Annotated in this window: 8 protein-coding genes and 1 riboswitch; of the genes, 3 read left to right on the top strand and 5 right to left on the bottom strand. The window is 65.2% G+C overall.

What is annotated here, in order from left to right:
- Nucleotides 1-68: 68 nt before the first annotated feature.
- Nucleotides 69-1,166 carry a M48 family metallopeptidase gene (locus MRBLMS1_RS16495; protein ID WP_485880456.1) on the bottom strand — a complete coding sequence of 366 codons (1,098 nt, stop codon included), beginning with the start codon at nucleotides 1,164-1,166 and terminating at the stop codon, nucleotides 69-71.
- Entirely contained in the window at nucleotides 1,163-2,329 is a 1,167-nt protein-coding gene (locus MRBLMS1_RS16490; protein ID WP_485880454.1) for an HPP family protein, read from the bottom strand. Before MRBLMS1_RS16490 ends, MRBLMS1_RS16495 begins: the two co-directional genes overlap by 4 nt.
- 291 nt (nucleotides 2,330-2,620) lie before the next feature.
- Here MRBLMS1_RS16490 and MRBLMS1_RS16485 point away from each other — a divergent pair, with 291 nt between their 5' ends.
- Nucleotides 2,621-3,121: a thioredoxin family protein gene (locus MRBLMS1_RS16485; protein WP_128141052.1), complete on the top strand. Its 501-nt coding sequence runs from the start codon at nucleotides 2,621-2,623 to the stop codon at nucleotides 3,119-3,121.
- A gap of 113 nt (nucleotides 3,122-3,234) precedes the next feature.
- Here MRBLMS1_RS16485 and MRBLMS1_RS16480 read toward each other — a convergent pair whose 3' ends face one another.
- Nucleotides 3,235-3,732, bottom strand: coding sequence for an Lrp/AsnC family transcriptional regulator (locus tag MRBLMS1_RS16480; RefSeq protein ID WP_046682091.1), 498 nt, complete (start codon nucleotides 3,730-3,732; stop codon nucleotides 3,235-3,237).
- A 151-nt stretch (nucleotides 3,733-3,883) separates the two neighbouring features.
- On the opposite strand from MRBLMS1_RS16480, the gene MRBLMS1_RS16475 reads away from it, so the two are divergent.
- On the top strand, nucleotides 3,884-5,923 hold the full coding sequence (locus MRBLMS1_RS16475; protein WP_485880451.1) for an aminotransferase class V-fold PLP-dependent enzyme: 2,040 nt from the start codon (nucleotides 3,884-3,886) through the stop codon (nucleotides 5,921-5,923).
- 406 nt (nucleotides 5,924-6,329) lie between these two features.
- Nucleotides 6,330-14,957, top strand: coding sequence for a glycoside hydrolase family 94 protein (locus MRBLMS1_RS16470; RefSeq protein WP_485881024.1), 8,628 nt, complete (start codon nucleotides 6,330-6,332; stop codon nucleotides 14,955-14,957).
- On the opposite strand, the gene MRBLMS1_RS16465 is transcribed toward MRBLMS1_RS16470, so the two are convergent.
- Together MRBLMS1_RS16465 and MRBLMS1_RS16460 are read right to left on the bottom strand one after the other, a co-directional pair.
- Nucleotides 14,954-15,175, bottom strand: coding sequence for a hypothetical protein (locus MRBLMS1_RS16465; protein ID WP_128141054.1), 222 nt, complete (start codon nucleotides 15,173-15,175; stop codon nucleotides 14,954-14,956). The two genes, MRBLMS1_RS16470 and MRBLMS1_RS16465, sit on opposite strands and share 4 nt — an antisense overlap.
- A 113-nt stretch (nucleotides 15,176-15,288) precedes the next feature.
- Nucleotides 15,289-15,864, bottom strand: a complete 576-nt coding sequence (locus MRBLMS1_RS16460) for a TMEM165/GDT1 family protein (protein WP_485880448.1) — start codon at nucleotides 15,862-15,864, stop codon at nucleotides 15,289-15,291.
- 21 nt (nucleotides 15,865-15,885) lie between these two features.
- Nucleotides 15,886-16,055, bottom strand: a riboswitch (yybP-ykoY riboswitch).
- Nucleotides 16,056-16,062: the final 7 nt, after the last annotated feature.

Genomic DNA, 16,062 nt, shown 5'->3' with positions numbered 1-16,062 from the left:
GAGCAGCCGGGGCGTAAGCATACGCCATTGCCCAGTACGTTTGGATAAATTGTACGAGGGGAATGTTGCTATTTTGCCGTAGGCGGCAGGGCCGCTTTCATCGCTTGCCAGTGGCTGCTGGTCAAGGGAAGGCAGGCAGGGCAGGGTGTGGCGGCGATCAGGCTGCGGATCTGCTGCGCGCGCGCCGCCGTTTGCGGGTGCGAGGAAATCCAGTCGGGCACTTTGGCCTTGTCCTTGTCATCGAGTTTCTGGAAAAAACTGAGCATGCCGTCGGGGCGGATACGCGCGCGCTGCAAGGCGACCAAACCGAGACGGTCCGCCTCTTCTTCCATGTCGCGGCTGAAATACAGGGTGCCGGCCTGGTGCGCCAGCATGGCGGCCACGGCGCTGATGTCGCCGATGGTCACGCCCACGAGGGCGCCCCAGCCCAGGCTGCTGATCATTTGCCGCAGCGAATGACGCTGCTCCACATGCTGCACTTCATGCGCGAGCACGCCGGCCAGCTCGCCCGGGTCGGCTGCCTGGCGCAGCAAGCCTGTATGCACGACGATGATGCCGCCGGGCATGGCGAACGCGTTGACTGTGTCGTCGTTTTTGACCAGCCAGCGGTACTGGTAGCGCGAGCCGGCCGTCAGCTTGCGGCCGATCTCCTGCACCGTCTGCTGCGTCACGCCGCTTTCGCTGATGCCTCCCTGCGCGCACACTTGCGACAGGGCCAGTTCGCCCAGCTGTTTTTCCGTCGACAAAGGGATCCATCCTGCCAGCGCGCCGACGGCATGGCCGCCTTGCCACCACAGCAGGGCCGCCGCGACGACGGTCGCGCCCGTCAAACCGGCCAGCCAGCCCGACACCTGCCGCCGGTTGCGCTGGCGCTCGCCCCACAAACGCTGCAGTTGCGGCTGCAGCGCGGCCGGCGCTTCGCGCAAGACGATGGCGATGTCGCTCGCCGTCAGCGGTTTGAGCGACGCTTGCCGTCCTTGTGCGTCGAGCCAGTTCAGGAACAGTTCCGGGCCGTCGACGCCGCCCACGCTGACGATCAACTGTGCCACGTCGACACCATGGCCGGGCGCATCGATGGCCAGCTGGGCACCAAAAAAATGCGCGCTGACGGCCGTGCCCGCCGGACCGCCGTCGGGGCCGGTCAGCAGTGCCTGGAACGGCGTCATGCGGCGGCCTCTGCGAAGCGAGTTTCGTACAGGGCCGCCATCAGGTCGGACTGGCTGATGATACCGGCCAGGCGCTCTTCATCGTCGAGGATGGGAATATGGTGATAGCCGGCGTCGGCCATCAGGGGAACCAAATCGATGATGGGCGTGCCCAGGCGGGCCGTGTGCGGCGACGGCGTCATCAATTGCCCCACCACTTCCGGCTTGTCGCTGTGGGACAGGCCGCTGCGCTGCAGCAAGCCGCGCAGGCGCTGGCGCATGCCGTGGTAATCGTCGAGGCCGCCGTGGCGCAGGAAATCCGTCTGCGTGATGATGCCGATGACGCGGCGCGCCCGGTTCAGCACGGGCAGGGCGCCCACCTGGTGTTCGCGCATGGTGCGCCAGGCAACATCGAGCGGCGTGCCGAACTCCACGCTGAGCACGTCTTTCGACATGATGTCGGCGCAGGTGACGACGCCGAAGCGGCGCTGGTAGGCGCGCATTTCCGTTTGCAGGAAGATCGCTTGCAAATCGTCGCGGCTGATATCGAGCACTTCGCTGTGCTGGCGCAACACGGCATCGAGGTCATCGGGCGAAAAGCCCAGGCGGTTGCTGGGCACGTCATCCTTGGTATCGTGCGGATGCGGCGCCACCAGTTGCTGGATGTGCGGGTAGCGGCGTCCCGTCAGGTTGTTGTACAGCACGGCGCAAGCGACCAGCACGGCGGAATTGAACAGCACGGTGATGAAGACGAATTCAAAGCCGGCCGCATGCACGCTGGCGCCGCCAACCACCGTGGTGAGCGCCACGGCGCCGCCCGGCGGATGCAGACAGCGCAGGGCAAACATCGCGCCGATGGCCAGGCAGGCGGCCAGCGCCGCCACGCCCACGCTGGGCCCCAGCCATTTGACGCAAGCCATGCCGACCAGGCCGGACACCACGTTGCCGCCCACCACGGACCACGGTTGCGCCAGCGGGCTGGCCGGCAGGCAGAACAGCAGCACGGCCGAGGCGCCCATGGGCGCGATCAGGTAGACGCTGGCGCTGTCGGGGGCCAGCAGGAAATGGCAGATGAGTCCAGTGAGCAGCAAGCCGCAGATGGCGCCAGCGCAGGCGCGCAATTGTTCGCGGCGGCTGCCGTTGTTCGGTTGCGGCAGCCAGCGTGCCAGGAAAGAAGTCGTCATGGAGGAGGGCGCGTTCGGGCCGCGTTGCTCAGTGTGAGCCCCATATTATCCCATGCGTTCCATTTCGCTGCCTGCGGGCATCAATCTTCGGCACAGACCGCTTGTAAGCCATGCTGCGCCAGCAAGTTCCTGGCGGCCGCGATGGCGGACGGCTCTTTGGGTGCTTATACGTTTTCCGCATAAGCACAGTGCAATTAAATGGTGGATATTTCTCACGAGCAGGCATATTCTAGACAATCACGCCCGCTGGCAGCTGTTCAGCTGGCCTCACGATTTCTTTCAGGAGCCCGCATGCGCTTTTCCCTTTTCCTTGCCAGCCTGCTGCTTGCCGGTACCGCCGTTGCCGCCGCCCCAACACCGAGCAACCCCGTCGCCACGCCGCACTTGCCGTACAACGCGGCGGCCGACGCCAAGGCAGACGTGGCCCGCGCGCTGGCCGAAGCGAAGGCCGCGCACGTGCCCGTCTTGCTGATCTTTGGCGCCAACTGGTGCGAGGATTGCCGCGCGCTCGACAAGGCCTTGAAGCAAGGCAAGAACGCGGAGTTGATGCAACAGCAGTTCAAGGTCGTCAAGGTCGACGTGGGTAACTTCGACCATAACCTCGACGTGGCGCAAGCCTATGGCAATCCGCTCAAGAAAGGCATCCCGGCTGCCGTGCTGGTCTCGAGCGACAACAACCAGGTGCTGTACGCCACCAAGGGCGGCGAACTGGCCAATGCCCGCCGCATGAGCGAGAGCGGCATCTATGATTTCTTCAAGCAAGCGGCGAGCGTGAAAGCGCCGGCGATTTAATCTCTTCCAGCGTGAAGACACGTTGGCATCCTGCTTCAGGCAGAGCTTGCCTGACATGCGCAGGATGCCAGCGTGCATGATTTCACGCGCCTCCATGCGGCGCAGAAATACGTTCAGGCAGGCAAGCCGTGGGCGATCAATTCCAGCGGCAATTCCGTGCTGCACTTGATTTGTTCCATGGAAAAGGCGGACGACACGCCCGTCAATTGCACGGCCTTGATGAGCTTTTTGTAGAAGGTGTCATACCCCTTGATGTCGGTGGTGACGACTTTCAGCAGGTAATCGATGTCGCCGCTCATGCGGTGAAATTCCTGTACCTCGGGCAAGACGATGACGGCGGCGGCGAAGCGGCGCAGCCATTTTTCATCGTGCTGGCCCGTGCGTACGCTGACGAACACGGTCACGGGCAAGCCCACTTTTTGCCGGTTCACGATGGCCACGCGGCTCTCGATATAGCCCTCTTCCTCCAGACGCTTGACCCGCTTCCAGCACGGCGTGCTGGACAAACCGATCTTCTCGCTGAGGGCGGCGATCGACAAGGTGCCATCCTGCTGCAGGGCCGCCAGGATGGCGCAGTCGAATTTGTCGAGCGAAGCGTTTGGTGAATTCATTTTGCCATTCCAGTTTTTATAGCATGAACATGCTGCATAGTACCGTAGTTGCAGTGTCTTTTGGCATATCTTCACGGGGGCAGGCCGGTAGACTATCCATATGTTTCAGCCGCTTGCGCTGCCCCTTTTTTAGAATGCTCAGACTGCCATCATGAAAGAAATCTACCTCGACAGCAATGCCACGACTTGCGTGCTGCCCGCCGCCGTTGCCGCCGCCCGGCAAGCGATGGAGCAGGGCTATGGCAATCCCAGCAGCACCCATGCGACGGGATTGCAGGCCAAGGCCATGATGGATGGCGTGCGCCGGCGCGCCAGCGGCTTGCTGGGCGTGGGCGACGGCCGCCTGATGTTCAACAGCGGCGCCACCGAAGGCATCCAGACGGCCGTGCTGTCGGCCCTGTGTGCACTGCGCGAACGGCGCGATGCGGGCAAGCGCATCGGCAGCCTGCTGCTGTATGGCGCGACCGAGCACAAGGCCGTACCGGAAAGCCTGGCGCACTGGAACCGGCTATTGGGTTTGAATCTGGAAGTGCGCAAGCTGCCCGTCGATGCGCAGGGGCGCCACGATCTGCAGGCGCTCGGTGCGCTGATCGGCGACGCGGCCATGCTGTGCACGATGGCGGCGAATAATGAAACGGGTGTCGTCAGCGATTTGTCCGCCATTGCCCAGCTGCTGCAGGAACGCGGTGCCGATGCCTACTGGATGGTCGATTGCGTGCAGGCGCTGGGCAAGCTGAAACTGAACCTGGCCGCCACGCGCATCGATTACGCGCCGTTCTCCGGCCACAAGCTGTATGCGCCCAAGGGCATCGGCATGCTGTACGTGCGCGCCGGCGCCCCATATACGCCGTTGATGATGGGCGGCGGCCAGGAAGGGGGCCTGCGCTCGGGCACGGAAAACATGGCCGGCATCGCCGCGCTGGGCGCCGTGCTGGCCGCGCTCGACGATGGCAAGACTTTCCGCAGCCACGCCGACCTGGCCGCGTTCCGTGCGCAGCTGGTGGACAGCCTGGAACGCGCCTTCCCCGGCATCGTGTTCAATATGCCATTCGACTTGTCCTTGTCGACGACGCTCAATTTTTCCGTGCCCGGCCTGTCGTCGAAGGAATTGCTGGATCTGTTCGACGCGGCGCGCGTGCGCGTCAGCTCGGGCAGCGCCTGTTCCGCCGCCAAGGCGCTCCCCAGCTATGTGCTGGAAGCGATGCACGTGCCGCAATGGCGTGCCAGCTCGGCCATCCGTTTGTCGTTCGGTCCCCTGATCGATGCGGCGACGGTGATGGCCGCCTGCGCGCGCATCGAGCGCTGCGGCGAAGCGCTGCGCAGCAGCTGCCTGCTGCCGTCCGCGCTGGCGCCATCGCCGCAGGACGGCGCGCAGGACGTCGTAATCCAGCTGAACGTTGATGGCCAGTGCACCTGGCTGCTCAGCGACGCTGCCAGCGCCAGTTGCGTCGTCATCGATCCCGTCGCCGCGCTCGTGCCGCGCCTGGCTGCCTTCATTCGCTGCCAGCACCTGGCCTTGCGCGGCATCGTGCACACGACGGCGCCGACCGACCATGGCGTGGCGCGCCTGGCGCTGCTGCAGGAACTCGAGATCGAACAAGTCGGCCACGTCGATATCGATGGTGAGCTGCCGCTGGGCCAGCAGCGTTTGCGCCGCATCGAGTGTGGCGAAACCCATGTGTACCTGCTGGAGCAGCGCTTCGCCTTCATCGGCGCCCTGGCGCCCGAAGCGCTGGCGCCCTTGCTGGATGCGGCACTGCTGACGCAGGACACCGTGCTGTGCGCGTCAGGCGACGACGGCAGCATTTGCGCTACCGTGCGCACGGTGCTGGACGGTAGCGTGCCGGCTGCCGAACTGCAGCTCGATGCGGCCGCCTTGCCTGCCTTCCTGCGCCAGCATCCCGACGCCATCCTCGTCGATGTGCGCGAAGCGTATGAACACGCGGCGTGCGCCGGCACGGTATTCGAAGGCTGCGAGGTGCGCAGCGTACCGCTGAGCCGCCTGGCGGGACAGGTGGCCGCGTGGCTGCGGCAGCCGCAGCGTCCACTGGTGTTTTTCTGCCGCAGCGGTAACCGCAGCGCGCGCGCCAGCGCCTGTCTGCGCCGTCTCGGTCACGGTGCGGCATGGCAACTCAATGGCGGCATGGCGATGGCCGAGGCGACGCGCCACCCGCTGGCCATCGCTGCCTGAGCGGTCTGAACTTTCTTCCTTGAAATATTGCACCGTGCCATCTTTGGCACGGTGTTCTTCTCGCATTTCTTGCATTCATTTCCTGACGGCATTTTTCCGCCGCTCAACAGGCTAATTTCTTTGCTGAAACGTCCCTAAAACGTGATGTATGTACGCTAGCGCACGGTCTTGCGCAGATGGCGCACCTACGATGAAGTTCAGAAAATCTCCCTATACCCTGAGATTCGTCGCAACGCTCCGGCGCTTCGCTTTCCGTCTTCGCCAGTGTCCGATCGTGTTCTTCCAGACTGGGCCAGCGTGACGGTGGCCGCTGGTTGCGTGCGCGCACCTAGCGAGGCCCAAGTTGAAAGAGTACACAGCAGTTGTCACGCAGCAGATCAAGGAACAGATTTCCAAAGTTAAAGAAATCTTCCGCGACCATTCCCTTGCACCGGACACCTTCGACGCCGCGCGCGACGATGCCTTGCCCCTGCGTTCCGAATTATTCAGCGCCATGCAGATGGCCGCCCACGGCAAGCACGTGGCCACCGGCCATGCGGTGGGCAAGCATCACGGCCGCGACCGCCTGTTGGCGCGCCTGGCCGACAATGCGGCCCTGATCACGGCCACCGTCAACGAGCTGACGGCGACCGTCAAAAGCGGCCGCCAGGTCACGCCCGCCTCGGAGTGGCTGCTCGATAATTTTTATCTGATCGAAGAGCAGATCCGCACCACGCGGCGCCACCTGCCGAAGAACTACAGCAAGGAGCTGCCGCGCTTGGCGTCGGGCCCCGACGCCGGCTGCCCGCGCGTCTATAAAATTGCGCTGGAAATCATCTCGCACGGCGATGGCCGGGTCGACCTGGAAAACCTGTGCCACTTCGTCGAGGCTTACCAGGATGTGGCCACCCTGACCCTGGGTGAACTGTGGGCCGTGCCCATCATGCTGCGCCTGGCCCTGATCGAAAACCTGCGCCGCGTCGCCGTGCGCGTGGCCGACGACCGCATGCAGCGAGACCTGGCCAATACCTGGGCCGACCAGATGACGGAGATCGCCGAGCGCAATCCCAGCGGCTTGATCCTGCTCGTCGCCGACATGGCCCGCTCGAATCCGCCGATGACCAGCGCCTTCGTGGCCGAATTGTCGCGCCGCCTGCAGGGGCAGAGTTCCTCGCTGACCCTCGCGCTGTCGTGGCTGACGCACAAGCTGGCCGAGTCGGGCCTCACCATCGAACAGCAGATCCAGTCCGAGATCGGGCAGCAGGCGGCCGACCAGGTATCGATCGCCAACAGCATCGGCAGCCTGCGTTTTCTCGGCACCATGGATTGGCAGGAATTCGTCGAGACCATGAGCGTGGTCGAGCAGACCTTGCGCCTCGATCCGGCCGGCACCTATGGCTTGATGGATTTCGCCACGCGCGACAGCTACCGCCACGCCATCGAACGCATCGCCAGGCGCAGCGCGCGCAGCGAAGTGGAAGTGGCCGAGATGGTGGTGCAGCTGGCGCACACGCACGGCAACGGCAATGACGCGCGCCGCGGCCACATCGGCTTTTATCTGGTGGGGCGCGGCGTGCTGGTGCTGGAAAAACAGGCTGGCGCCAAGCTGCCTTTCATCGAGGCGCTGCAGCATACGGCGCGCGCCGCGCCGCTGGCCGTCTACTTGGGCGCCATTTCGTTCCTGACCCTGGCGACGAGCGCCTTGCTGCTCGAGCGCGCCGTGCGCCATGGCGTGCAGGGCTGGCCCCTGGCGGCGCTGGGCGCGCTGGCGCTGCTGGGCAGCAGCCAGCTGGCCGTGGCCGTGGTGAACTGGCTGGCGACCCTGATGACGTCGCCGCACCCGCTGCCGCGCATGGATTACCAGGCCGGCATCCCGTCGGACGCGCGCGGCATCGTCGTCGTGCCGACGCTGATCTACAGCAAGGAAAACGTGGCGGCCCTGTGCGAGGCGCTGGAAGTGCGCTATCTCGCCAACCGCGACCCGAACCTGCGTTTCTGCCTGCTGACGGACTTCGTCGACGCCGAGGCGCAAACGATGCCCGGCGACGAAGCCTTGCTGCGCCAGGCGCAGGAGACCATCCGCATCCTGAACGAGAAATACCGCGTGGAGGGCGTCGAATTCAAGGAAAACGGCGACCCGGCCGATCCCGAGGAACTGGGCCATGTGGGACCGTTCCTGCTGCTGCACCGTCCGCGCCTGTGGAATTCGCAGCAGAATGCGTGGATGGGGCAGGAGCGCAAGCGCGGCAAATTGTCCGACCTGCACGCGTTCTTGCGCGGCGGCGCGCGCGACAAATTCTCGCTGGTGGAAGGCGAGTTGCGCGGCCTGCGCACGATCAAATACGTGATCACGCTCGACACGGATACGCAGCTGCCGCGCGACGCGGCGCGCGAATTCATCGCCACCATGATGCATCCGCTGAACCGTCCCGTGCTCGACGCGGCCGGCACGCGCGTGGTGGCCGGCTACGGCATTCTGCAGCCGCGCGTGGCCGTGGCGCTGCCCAGCGCGAATGCCTCGCGCTACGAGCTGCTGTGCGGAGGCGAACCGGGCATCGACCCCTACACGCGCACCGTCTCCGACCTGTACCAGGACGTGTTTTATGAAGGCTCGTTCATCGGCAAGGGCATCTACGATCTCGACATGTTCGAGCGCGTGCTGGGCCAGCGCCTGCCCGACAATAAAATCCTCAGCCACGATCTGCTGGAAGGCTGTTATCTGCGCGCCGGCCTCTTGAGCGACTCGCAACTGTACGAGGAATATCCGGCCCGCTACGACGCCGACGTGAGCCGCCGCCAGCGCTGGATCCGCGGCGACTGGCAACTGGTCGGCTGGCTGCTGGGCCGTGTGCCGGGCCGCGCCGGCAAGCGCGAACGCAATCCCTTGTCGATGCTGTCGCGCTGGAAGCTGTTCGACAACCTGCGCCGCAGCGTCGTCGCGCCCGCGACCACCTTGTCGCTGCTGCTGGTGTGGGGCTTCCTGCCGCACGTGGCCTTCTGGAGCGCGGCCGTGCTGGCCATCATCTTCCTGCCGCCGGTCTTTTCGGCCCTGTACGATCTGCTGCGCAAACCGCGCGATACCCTGTGGCGCCAGCACCTGGCCGCCTTCGAGCGGCGCTGCGGCGTGCAGTTTTCGCACGCCATGCTGACCCTCGTCTTCCTGCCGTACGAAGCGTGGATCAGCCTGGACGCCATCGTCCGCACCCTGTGGCGCCTGGGCGTGTCGCACAAGCATTTGCTCGACTGGCGCGCCTCGAACCTGCATGTATCGTCAGGTTCGCAGGCCGACAGCTGGCGCGCCATGTGGTGCTCGCCCGCGCTGGCGCTGGCCACCTTCGGTGCCTTGCTGTACTGGCGTCCGGAAGCCTTGCCCGCCGCCGCCGTGGTGCTGCTCTTGTGGCTGGCCGCACCCGCCATCGCCTGGTGGATCAGCCGCCCCATTGAGCGGGCCGTGGCGCGCCTGTCGGCCGAGCAGGGACGTTTCCTGCACGGCGTGGCGCGCAAGACCTGGGCCTATTTCGACACCTTTGTCGGGCCGGACGACCACTGGCTGCCGCCCGATAACATGCAGGAACATCCGAACCTGGTGGTGGCGCACCGCACTTCGCCGACGAATATCGGCCTGGCGCTGCTGGCCAACCTGACGGCCTACGACTTCGGTTACATCACCCTGGGCCAGTTGATCGAGCGCAGCCGCGCCACCCTGCACAGCATGGGCGAGCTGGAACGCTTCCAGGGCCACTTCTATAACTGGTACGACACGCAGACCCTGAAGGCGCTGCAGCCCATGTACATCTCGACGGTCGACAGCGGCAACCTGGCCGGCCATCTGCTGACCTTGCAGCCGGGACTGGTGGAGTTGTATGACGCCCCGATCATCGGCGCACAGGTGGTGCAGGGCATCCGCACGACGGCGCAGGTGCTGCAGGAATTCATCGCCGCCGAAGGCGAGGGCAAGGCCATGCGCGACGGCCTGCACTTGCTGCAGGCGCAGGCCGCACCCGCCAGCCTGGCCGAATGGCATGCCTACCTCTCTGCTGCGAATGGTGCGGCCGACGCGCTGCTGTCGCTGACCTTGCAAAGCGAGGATGGCGAGCTGTCCATGTGGGCGGGTGCGCTGGCGCGCCAGTGCCGCGCGGCGCTGGCTGAATTGCTGCAACTGGCGCCTTGGGCGGCGCACACGGGCGTCGATGCGGCGCTGATGCGCGTGCCGACCCTGCGTGAACTGGCCAACCTGGAAACGCCGGAAGGCACGCAGCCGGAGCTGGCCGCCTTGCTGGCGCAGGGCCGCGAACAGGCGGGACGCCACATGCGCGACATCGCTCACGCGGCGGGCCAGGCGCGCGACTTCGCGCAGATCGAATACGGCTTCCTGTACAACCCGTCGACAAAACTGCTGGCCATCGGCTACAACGTCAGCGAACGGCGCCTGGACCCCAGCTACTACGATTTGCTCGCTTCCGAAGTGCGCCTGGCCAGCTTCGTCGCCATCGCCCAGGGCCAGCTGCCGCAGGAGCACTGGTTCGCCCTAGGCCGCCAGCTGTGCATGGTAGCCGGCCAGCCCGTGCTGCTGTCGTGGAGCGGCTCGATGTTCGAGTACCTGATGCCGCTCCTGGTCATGCCGAACTACCCGAACACCTTGCTTGACCAGACCTATCACTCCGTCATCGAGGCGCAGATCGATTACGGGCGCCAGCGCGACGTGCCTTGGGGGATTTCCGAGTCCGGCTACAACACGGTCGACGCCAGTTTGAACTATCAATACCGTGCGTTCGGCGTGCCGGGGCTGGGCCTGAAGCGGGGCCTGGCCGACGACCTGGTGGTGGCGCCGTACGCCAGCATGATGGGCCTGATGGTGCAGCCGGAAGCGTCGTGCCAGAACCTGCAGCGCATGCAGGCGGCCGGCTACATGGGCCGTTACGGCTTCTTTGAAGCGATCGATTTCACCACGGCGCGCCTGCCGCGCGGGCAGGGCAGCGCCGTCATCCGCTCCTTCATGGTGCACCACCAGGGCATGGGCTTTCTGGCCCTCAGCTATCTGCTGCACGACCGCCCGATGCAGCGCCGTTTCGAGTCCGATCCGCTGCTGCAATCGGCCTTGCTGGTGCTGCAGGAACGCACGCCGCAGGCAGGCGCGTTTTACTCGAACACGGCCGAACTGGCGGTGCTGCGCAGCGGCGCGCCCGAGCAGGCCATGCCGATGCGCATCCTCACGCAAGCCAACAGCGCCGTGCCGGAAACGCAGCTGCTGTCGAACGGCCGTTACCACGTCATGGTGAGCAACGCGGGCGGCAGCTACAGCCGCTGGAAAGACCTTTCCGTGACGCGCTGGCGCGAAGACAGCACGCGCGATAACTGGGGCAATTTCTGCTATCTGCGCGACCTCGATGATGGCGAAGTCTGGTCCACCATGTACCAGCCGACCCTGGCCGAACCGAAGAAATACGAAGTGATTTTTTCCGAAGGGCGGGCCGAGTTCCGCCGCGCCGACCATGGCCTGGACCTGTACACGGAAATCGTCGTCTCGCCCGAGGACGACATTGAAATCCGCCGTACGCGCATCAGCAATAATTCGAATCGCCAGCGGCGCATCGAGATCACCAGTTTTGCCGAAGTGGTGATGGCGCCGGCGGCGGCCGATGCGGCCCATCCGGCCTTCAGCAAACTGTTCGTGCAGACGGAAATCCTTGCGCATGAAAAGGCGATTTTATGCACGCGCCGGCCCCGCTCGAAAGAGGAGCAGATGCCATGGCTGCTGCATGTGATGACCGTGCACGATATCGAGCGCTACGAAGTATCGTTCGAGACGGACCGCGCGCGCTTCATCGGCCGCGGCAACACGGCGCAGCTGCCGCAGGCGCTGCAGGACAGCGGTCCATTGAGTGGCGGCCACGGTTCCGTGCTCGACCCCATCGTGGCCATCCGCTACGTCATCACGCTTGAACCCGACCAGGCCGTCACCGTCGACAGCGTGACCGGCATGGCCGAGCAGCGCGATGCGGCCCTGCACCTGATCGACAAATACCAGGACCGCCATCTGGCCGACCGTGTGTTCGAGCTGGCCTGGACGCACAGCCAGGTGGTGCTGCGCCAGTTGAACGCCAGCGAAGCGGACGCGCAGCTGTATGCGCGCCTGGCCAATGCCGTGATCTATCCGAATGCGGCCCTGCGCGCCGAGGCGAGCATCCTGATCAAGAACCAGCGCGGCCAGTCTGGCCTGTGGGCGTATGCCATTTCCGGCGACTTGCCCATCGTGCTGCTGCAGATACGCGACGCGGCCAATATCGAACTGGCGCGCCAGATGGTGCAGGCGCATGCCTACTGGCGCCTGAAGGGATTGATCGTCGACTTGGTGATCTGGTACGAAGAGCAGTCGGGTTACCGCCAACTGCTGCACGACCAGATCATGGGCTTGATCGCGTCGGGCATCGATGCGCAGGCGATCGACCGCCCGGGCGGCATCTTCGTGCGCCTGGCCGAGCAGATCGCCAACGAAGACCGCATCTTGCTGCAATCGGTGGCGCGCGCCATCATCAGCGATTTGCGCGGCACCCTGGCCGAGCAGGTCAAGCGTCCACCGAGCCCCGTGCTGCGCATGCCGCCGCTGCTGCAGGACCCGGGCCGCGAACAGGGCGGCGTGCCGCACCGGGCGCCCAAGCGTGAGTTGATCCTGGAAAATGGCCTCGGCGGTTTTACGCCCGACGGCCGCGAATATGTGATCACCACGGCAGAAGGCAAGCAGACGCCGGCGCCGTGGTCGAACGTGCTGGCCAACGCGCAATTCGGCACGGTGGTGTCCGAAGCGGGCCAGGCCTACACGTGGAGCGAGAATGCGCATGAATTCCGCCTCACGCCATGGCAGAACGACCCTGTCTCCGACCTGTCCGGCGAAGCGTTCTATGTGCGCGACGAGCAAAGCGGCCAGTTCTGGTCGCCCACGTCGCTGCCGGCGCGCGGCAGCGGCGACTACGTGACGCGCCACGGTTTCGGCTACAGCATTTTTGAACACAGCGAAGGCGGCATCGCCACGGAATTGTGCACCTATGTGGCGCTTGATGCGGCCGTCAAATATTCGGTGATCAAGGTGCGCAACGACAGCGGCGTGCCGCGCCGCCTGTCCGTCACCGGTTATGTGGAATGGGTGATGGCCGACCTGCGCGCCAAGTCCGGCATGCACGTGGCCACCGAGGTCGACACGATCAGCGGCGCCCTGTTTGCGCGCAATAACTACAACACGGAGTTCTCGGGCCGGGTCGGCTTCTTCAATACGGATGCCAGCATCCGTTCCATCACCTGCGACCGCAATGAATTCATCGGCCGCAACGGCAGCCTGGCGCAGCCGGCGGCGCTGCGGCGCGTGCGCCTGTCCGGCAAGGCGGGTACGGGGCTGGACCAGTGTGCCGCCATCCAGGTGCCGTTCGAGCTGCAGCCGGGACAGGAGCGCGAAATCGTCTTTATCCTCGGCGTGGGCGGGCGCCGCAATGCCGATGCCAGCACCATGGTGCAGCGCCATGCGGGCAAGGACGCGGCACGTAGTGCGCTCGACGCGGTACGCGCGCACTGGGACAGCACACTGGGCGCCGTGCGCATCGAAACGCCCGATCCGTCGCTCGACGTGATCGCCAACGGCTGGCTGATGTACCAGACCATCGCCTGCCGTCTGTGGGCGCGCAGCGGCTATTACCAGTCGGGCGGCGCCTACGGTTTCCGCGACCAGCTGCAAGACGCGATGGCGATGATACACACGGCGCCGCAGCTGCTGCGCAAGCACTTGCTGCTGTGCGCGGCGCACCAGTTTGTCGAGGGCGACGTGCAGCACTGGTGGCATCCGCCGTCGGACCGCGGCGTGCGCACGCACTGCTCCGACGATTACCTGTGGCTGCCGCTGGCCGCCTGCCGCTATGTGATCGCTACGGGCGACGTCAACGTGCTGTCGGAAGTGGCGCCCTTCATCGAGGGCCGGGCCGTCAAGCCGGAGGAGGATTCGTATTACGACCTGCCCGTGCGTTCGGGCGAGTCGGCCGACCTGTACGAGCACTGCGTGCGCGCCATCCGCCATGGCTTGCGTCTGGGCGTGCACGGCTTGCCGCTGATCGGTTCCTGCGACTGGAACGACGGCATGGACAAGGTGGGTGAACATGGCAAGGGCGAGAGCGTATGGCTGGCCTTCTTCCTGTACGAAGTGCTGCAGCGTTTCGCCGAAGTGGCCATGCTGCGCGGCGACGCTGCATTTGCCCAGTTCTGCCGCGATGAAGCCGTGAAACTGGCCGCCAACGTCGAGGAACATGCGTGGGATGGCGAGTGGTACCGGCGCGCGTATTTCGACGACGGCACGCCCTTGGGTTCGCACACGAACGAGGAATGCCAGATCGATTCGATTTCGCAAAGCTGGGGCGTGCTGTCGGGCGCCGCCAACAAGGAGCGGGTCGCCGGCGCCATGCGCCAGGTCGATGCGCGCCTGGTGCGCCGCGATTCCGGCGTGATCCAGCTGCTCGATCCGCCGTTCGACAAGGCCGACCTCAATCCCGGCTACATCCGCGGCTATGTGCCGGGCGTGCGCGAGAACGGCGGCCAGTACACGCATGCGGCCATCTGGACGGCGATGGCGTTTGCCCGCATGGGCGACGGCGAAAAGGCCTGGGAACTGCTGCGCATGATCAGTCCCGTGCGCCATGGCGCAGACGCGCAGGCGGTGGCGCGCTACAAGGTGGAGCCGTACGTGGTGACGGCCGACGTGTATGCCGTGGCGCCGCACGTGGGACGGGGCGGCTGGAGCTGGTACACGGGGTCGTCGGGCTGGCTGTACCGGCTGATCGTCGAATCCCTGCTGGGTTTGACGCGCGAAGCGAACGTGCTGCGCATGGCACCGACGATGCCGGCCGAGTGGGGCAGCTTCAAGCTGCATTACCGCTTCGGCGCCAGCAGCTATGCCATCACGGTGGAGCGGGCGCAGGGGCGGCCGGCGGGATTGTCGCTCGATGGCGTGGCGCAGGGCGGCAACAGCATCACCCTGCGCGACGAGGGCCGCGAGTACGCGGTGCTACTGCTGCTCTAGTCTTGCCCGCGTACTTGCCACGCATCGTGTTCGGGACGGCGCCGGCCGGCCAGCAGGATCAGGCCGGCGCCGAACAGCAGCAGGTCGCGCGTGCGCACTTCGGGCGCGGACTGCGTTGCCGTCTGGCGGTGGTCGTTCACGGGTGCCGCCATGGCGGCGGCAGGCTGGCTGGCACAAGCGGCCAGGCACAGCGCCGCCACTTTTCTAGTTAACTGCATACATTCCTCAAGAAAGCGCGCCGGCCGTTCGGGATAGGCGCGCCGGTATTCATGTCGCCGACATTGTAATTATGAACATGAATATTGTAAATGAGAAATTGTTCAAAGCAGCCTCAGAACCCCAGGGCGGCGCCTGCGCCCAGCAGGGTGGCCACGCCCAGCACGGCAAACACCAGCGCCGCGATGCCGTGCACGAGGTGCAGCGGGACGCGGTTGGCGATCCTGTCGCCCAGGTAGACGGCCGGCACGTTGGCCAGCATCATGCCGAAGGTGGTGCCCAGCACGACGGAATAAATATCGTGGTAGCGCGCCGCCAGCGCCACCGTCGCCACTTGCGTCTTGTCTCCCATTTCCGCCATGAAGAAGGCGATCAGGGTGGTCAGGAAGACGCCGTATTTGGCCAGCGTCGTCTCGTCTTCATCGAGCTTGTCGGGGATCAGGGTCCAGGCGGCCATGGCCAGAAAGGAGACGCCCAGCACCCAGCGCAGCACGTCGGGGCCCAGCATGCTGGTGATCCAGGCGCCGACGGCGGCGGCAAACGCGTGGTTGGCGATGGTGGCGACGAAAATGGCCAGCACGATGGGCAAGGGCTTGCGGAATTTGGCGGCCAGCAGAAAGGCCAGGAGTTGGGTTTTGTCGCCGATTTCAGCGAGACCGACGATGCCGGTGGAGATGAGGAATGCTTCCATGAGATTGCAAGAGGTACGCGGGCCGGACGAATTAACCAATGATCCACGGGCGACTCCGGCCCATGCGGCCGCCCTGGATCAATGGTCTCGTCAAGTTCTGCAACCACCTGCACCATGGCCTGCGGGCCAATCATGTTGATACAGGTTCCTGCGGCAGGACCGCAGGACGACTACTCCCCAATGTTCGAGGCGCATCAT

This window comes from Massilia sp. LMS1-1-1.1, assembly GCF_040815535.1.
GTDB classification, from domain to species: Bacteria; Pseudomonadota; Gammaproteobacteria; order Burkholderiales; family Burkholderiaceae_D; genus Janthinobacterium; species Janthinobacterium aestuarii.
The sequence above is the reverse complement of the archived record's forward strand: the minus strand, read 5'-3'. Positions and strand labels throughout refer to the sequence as shown.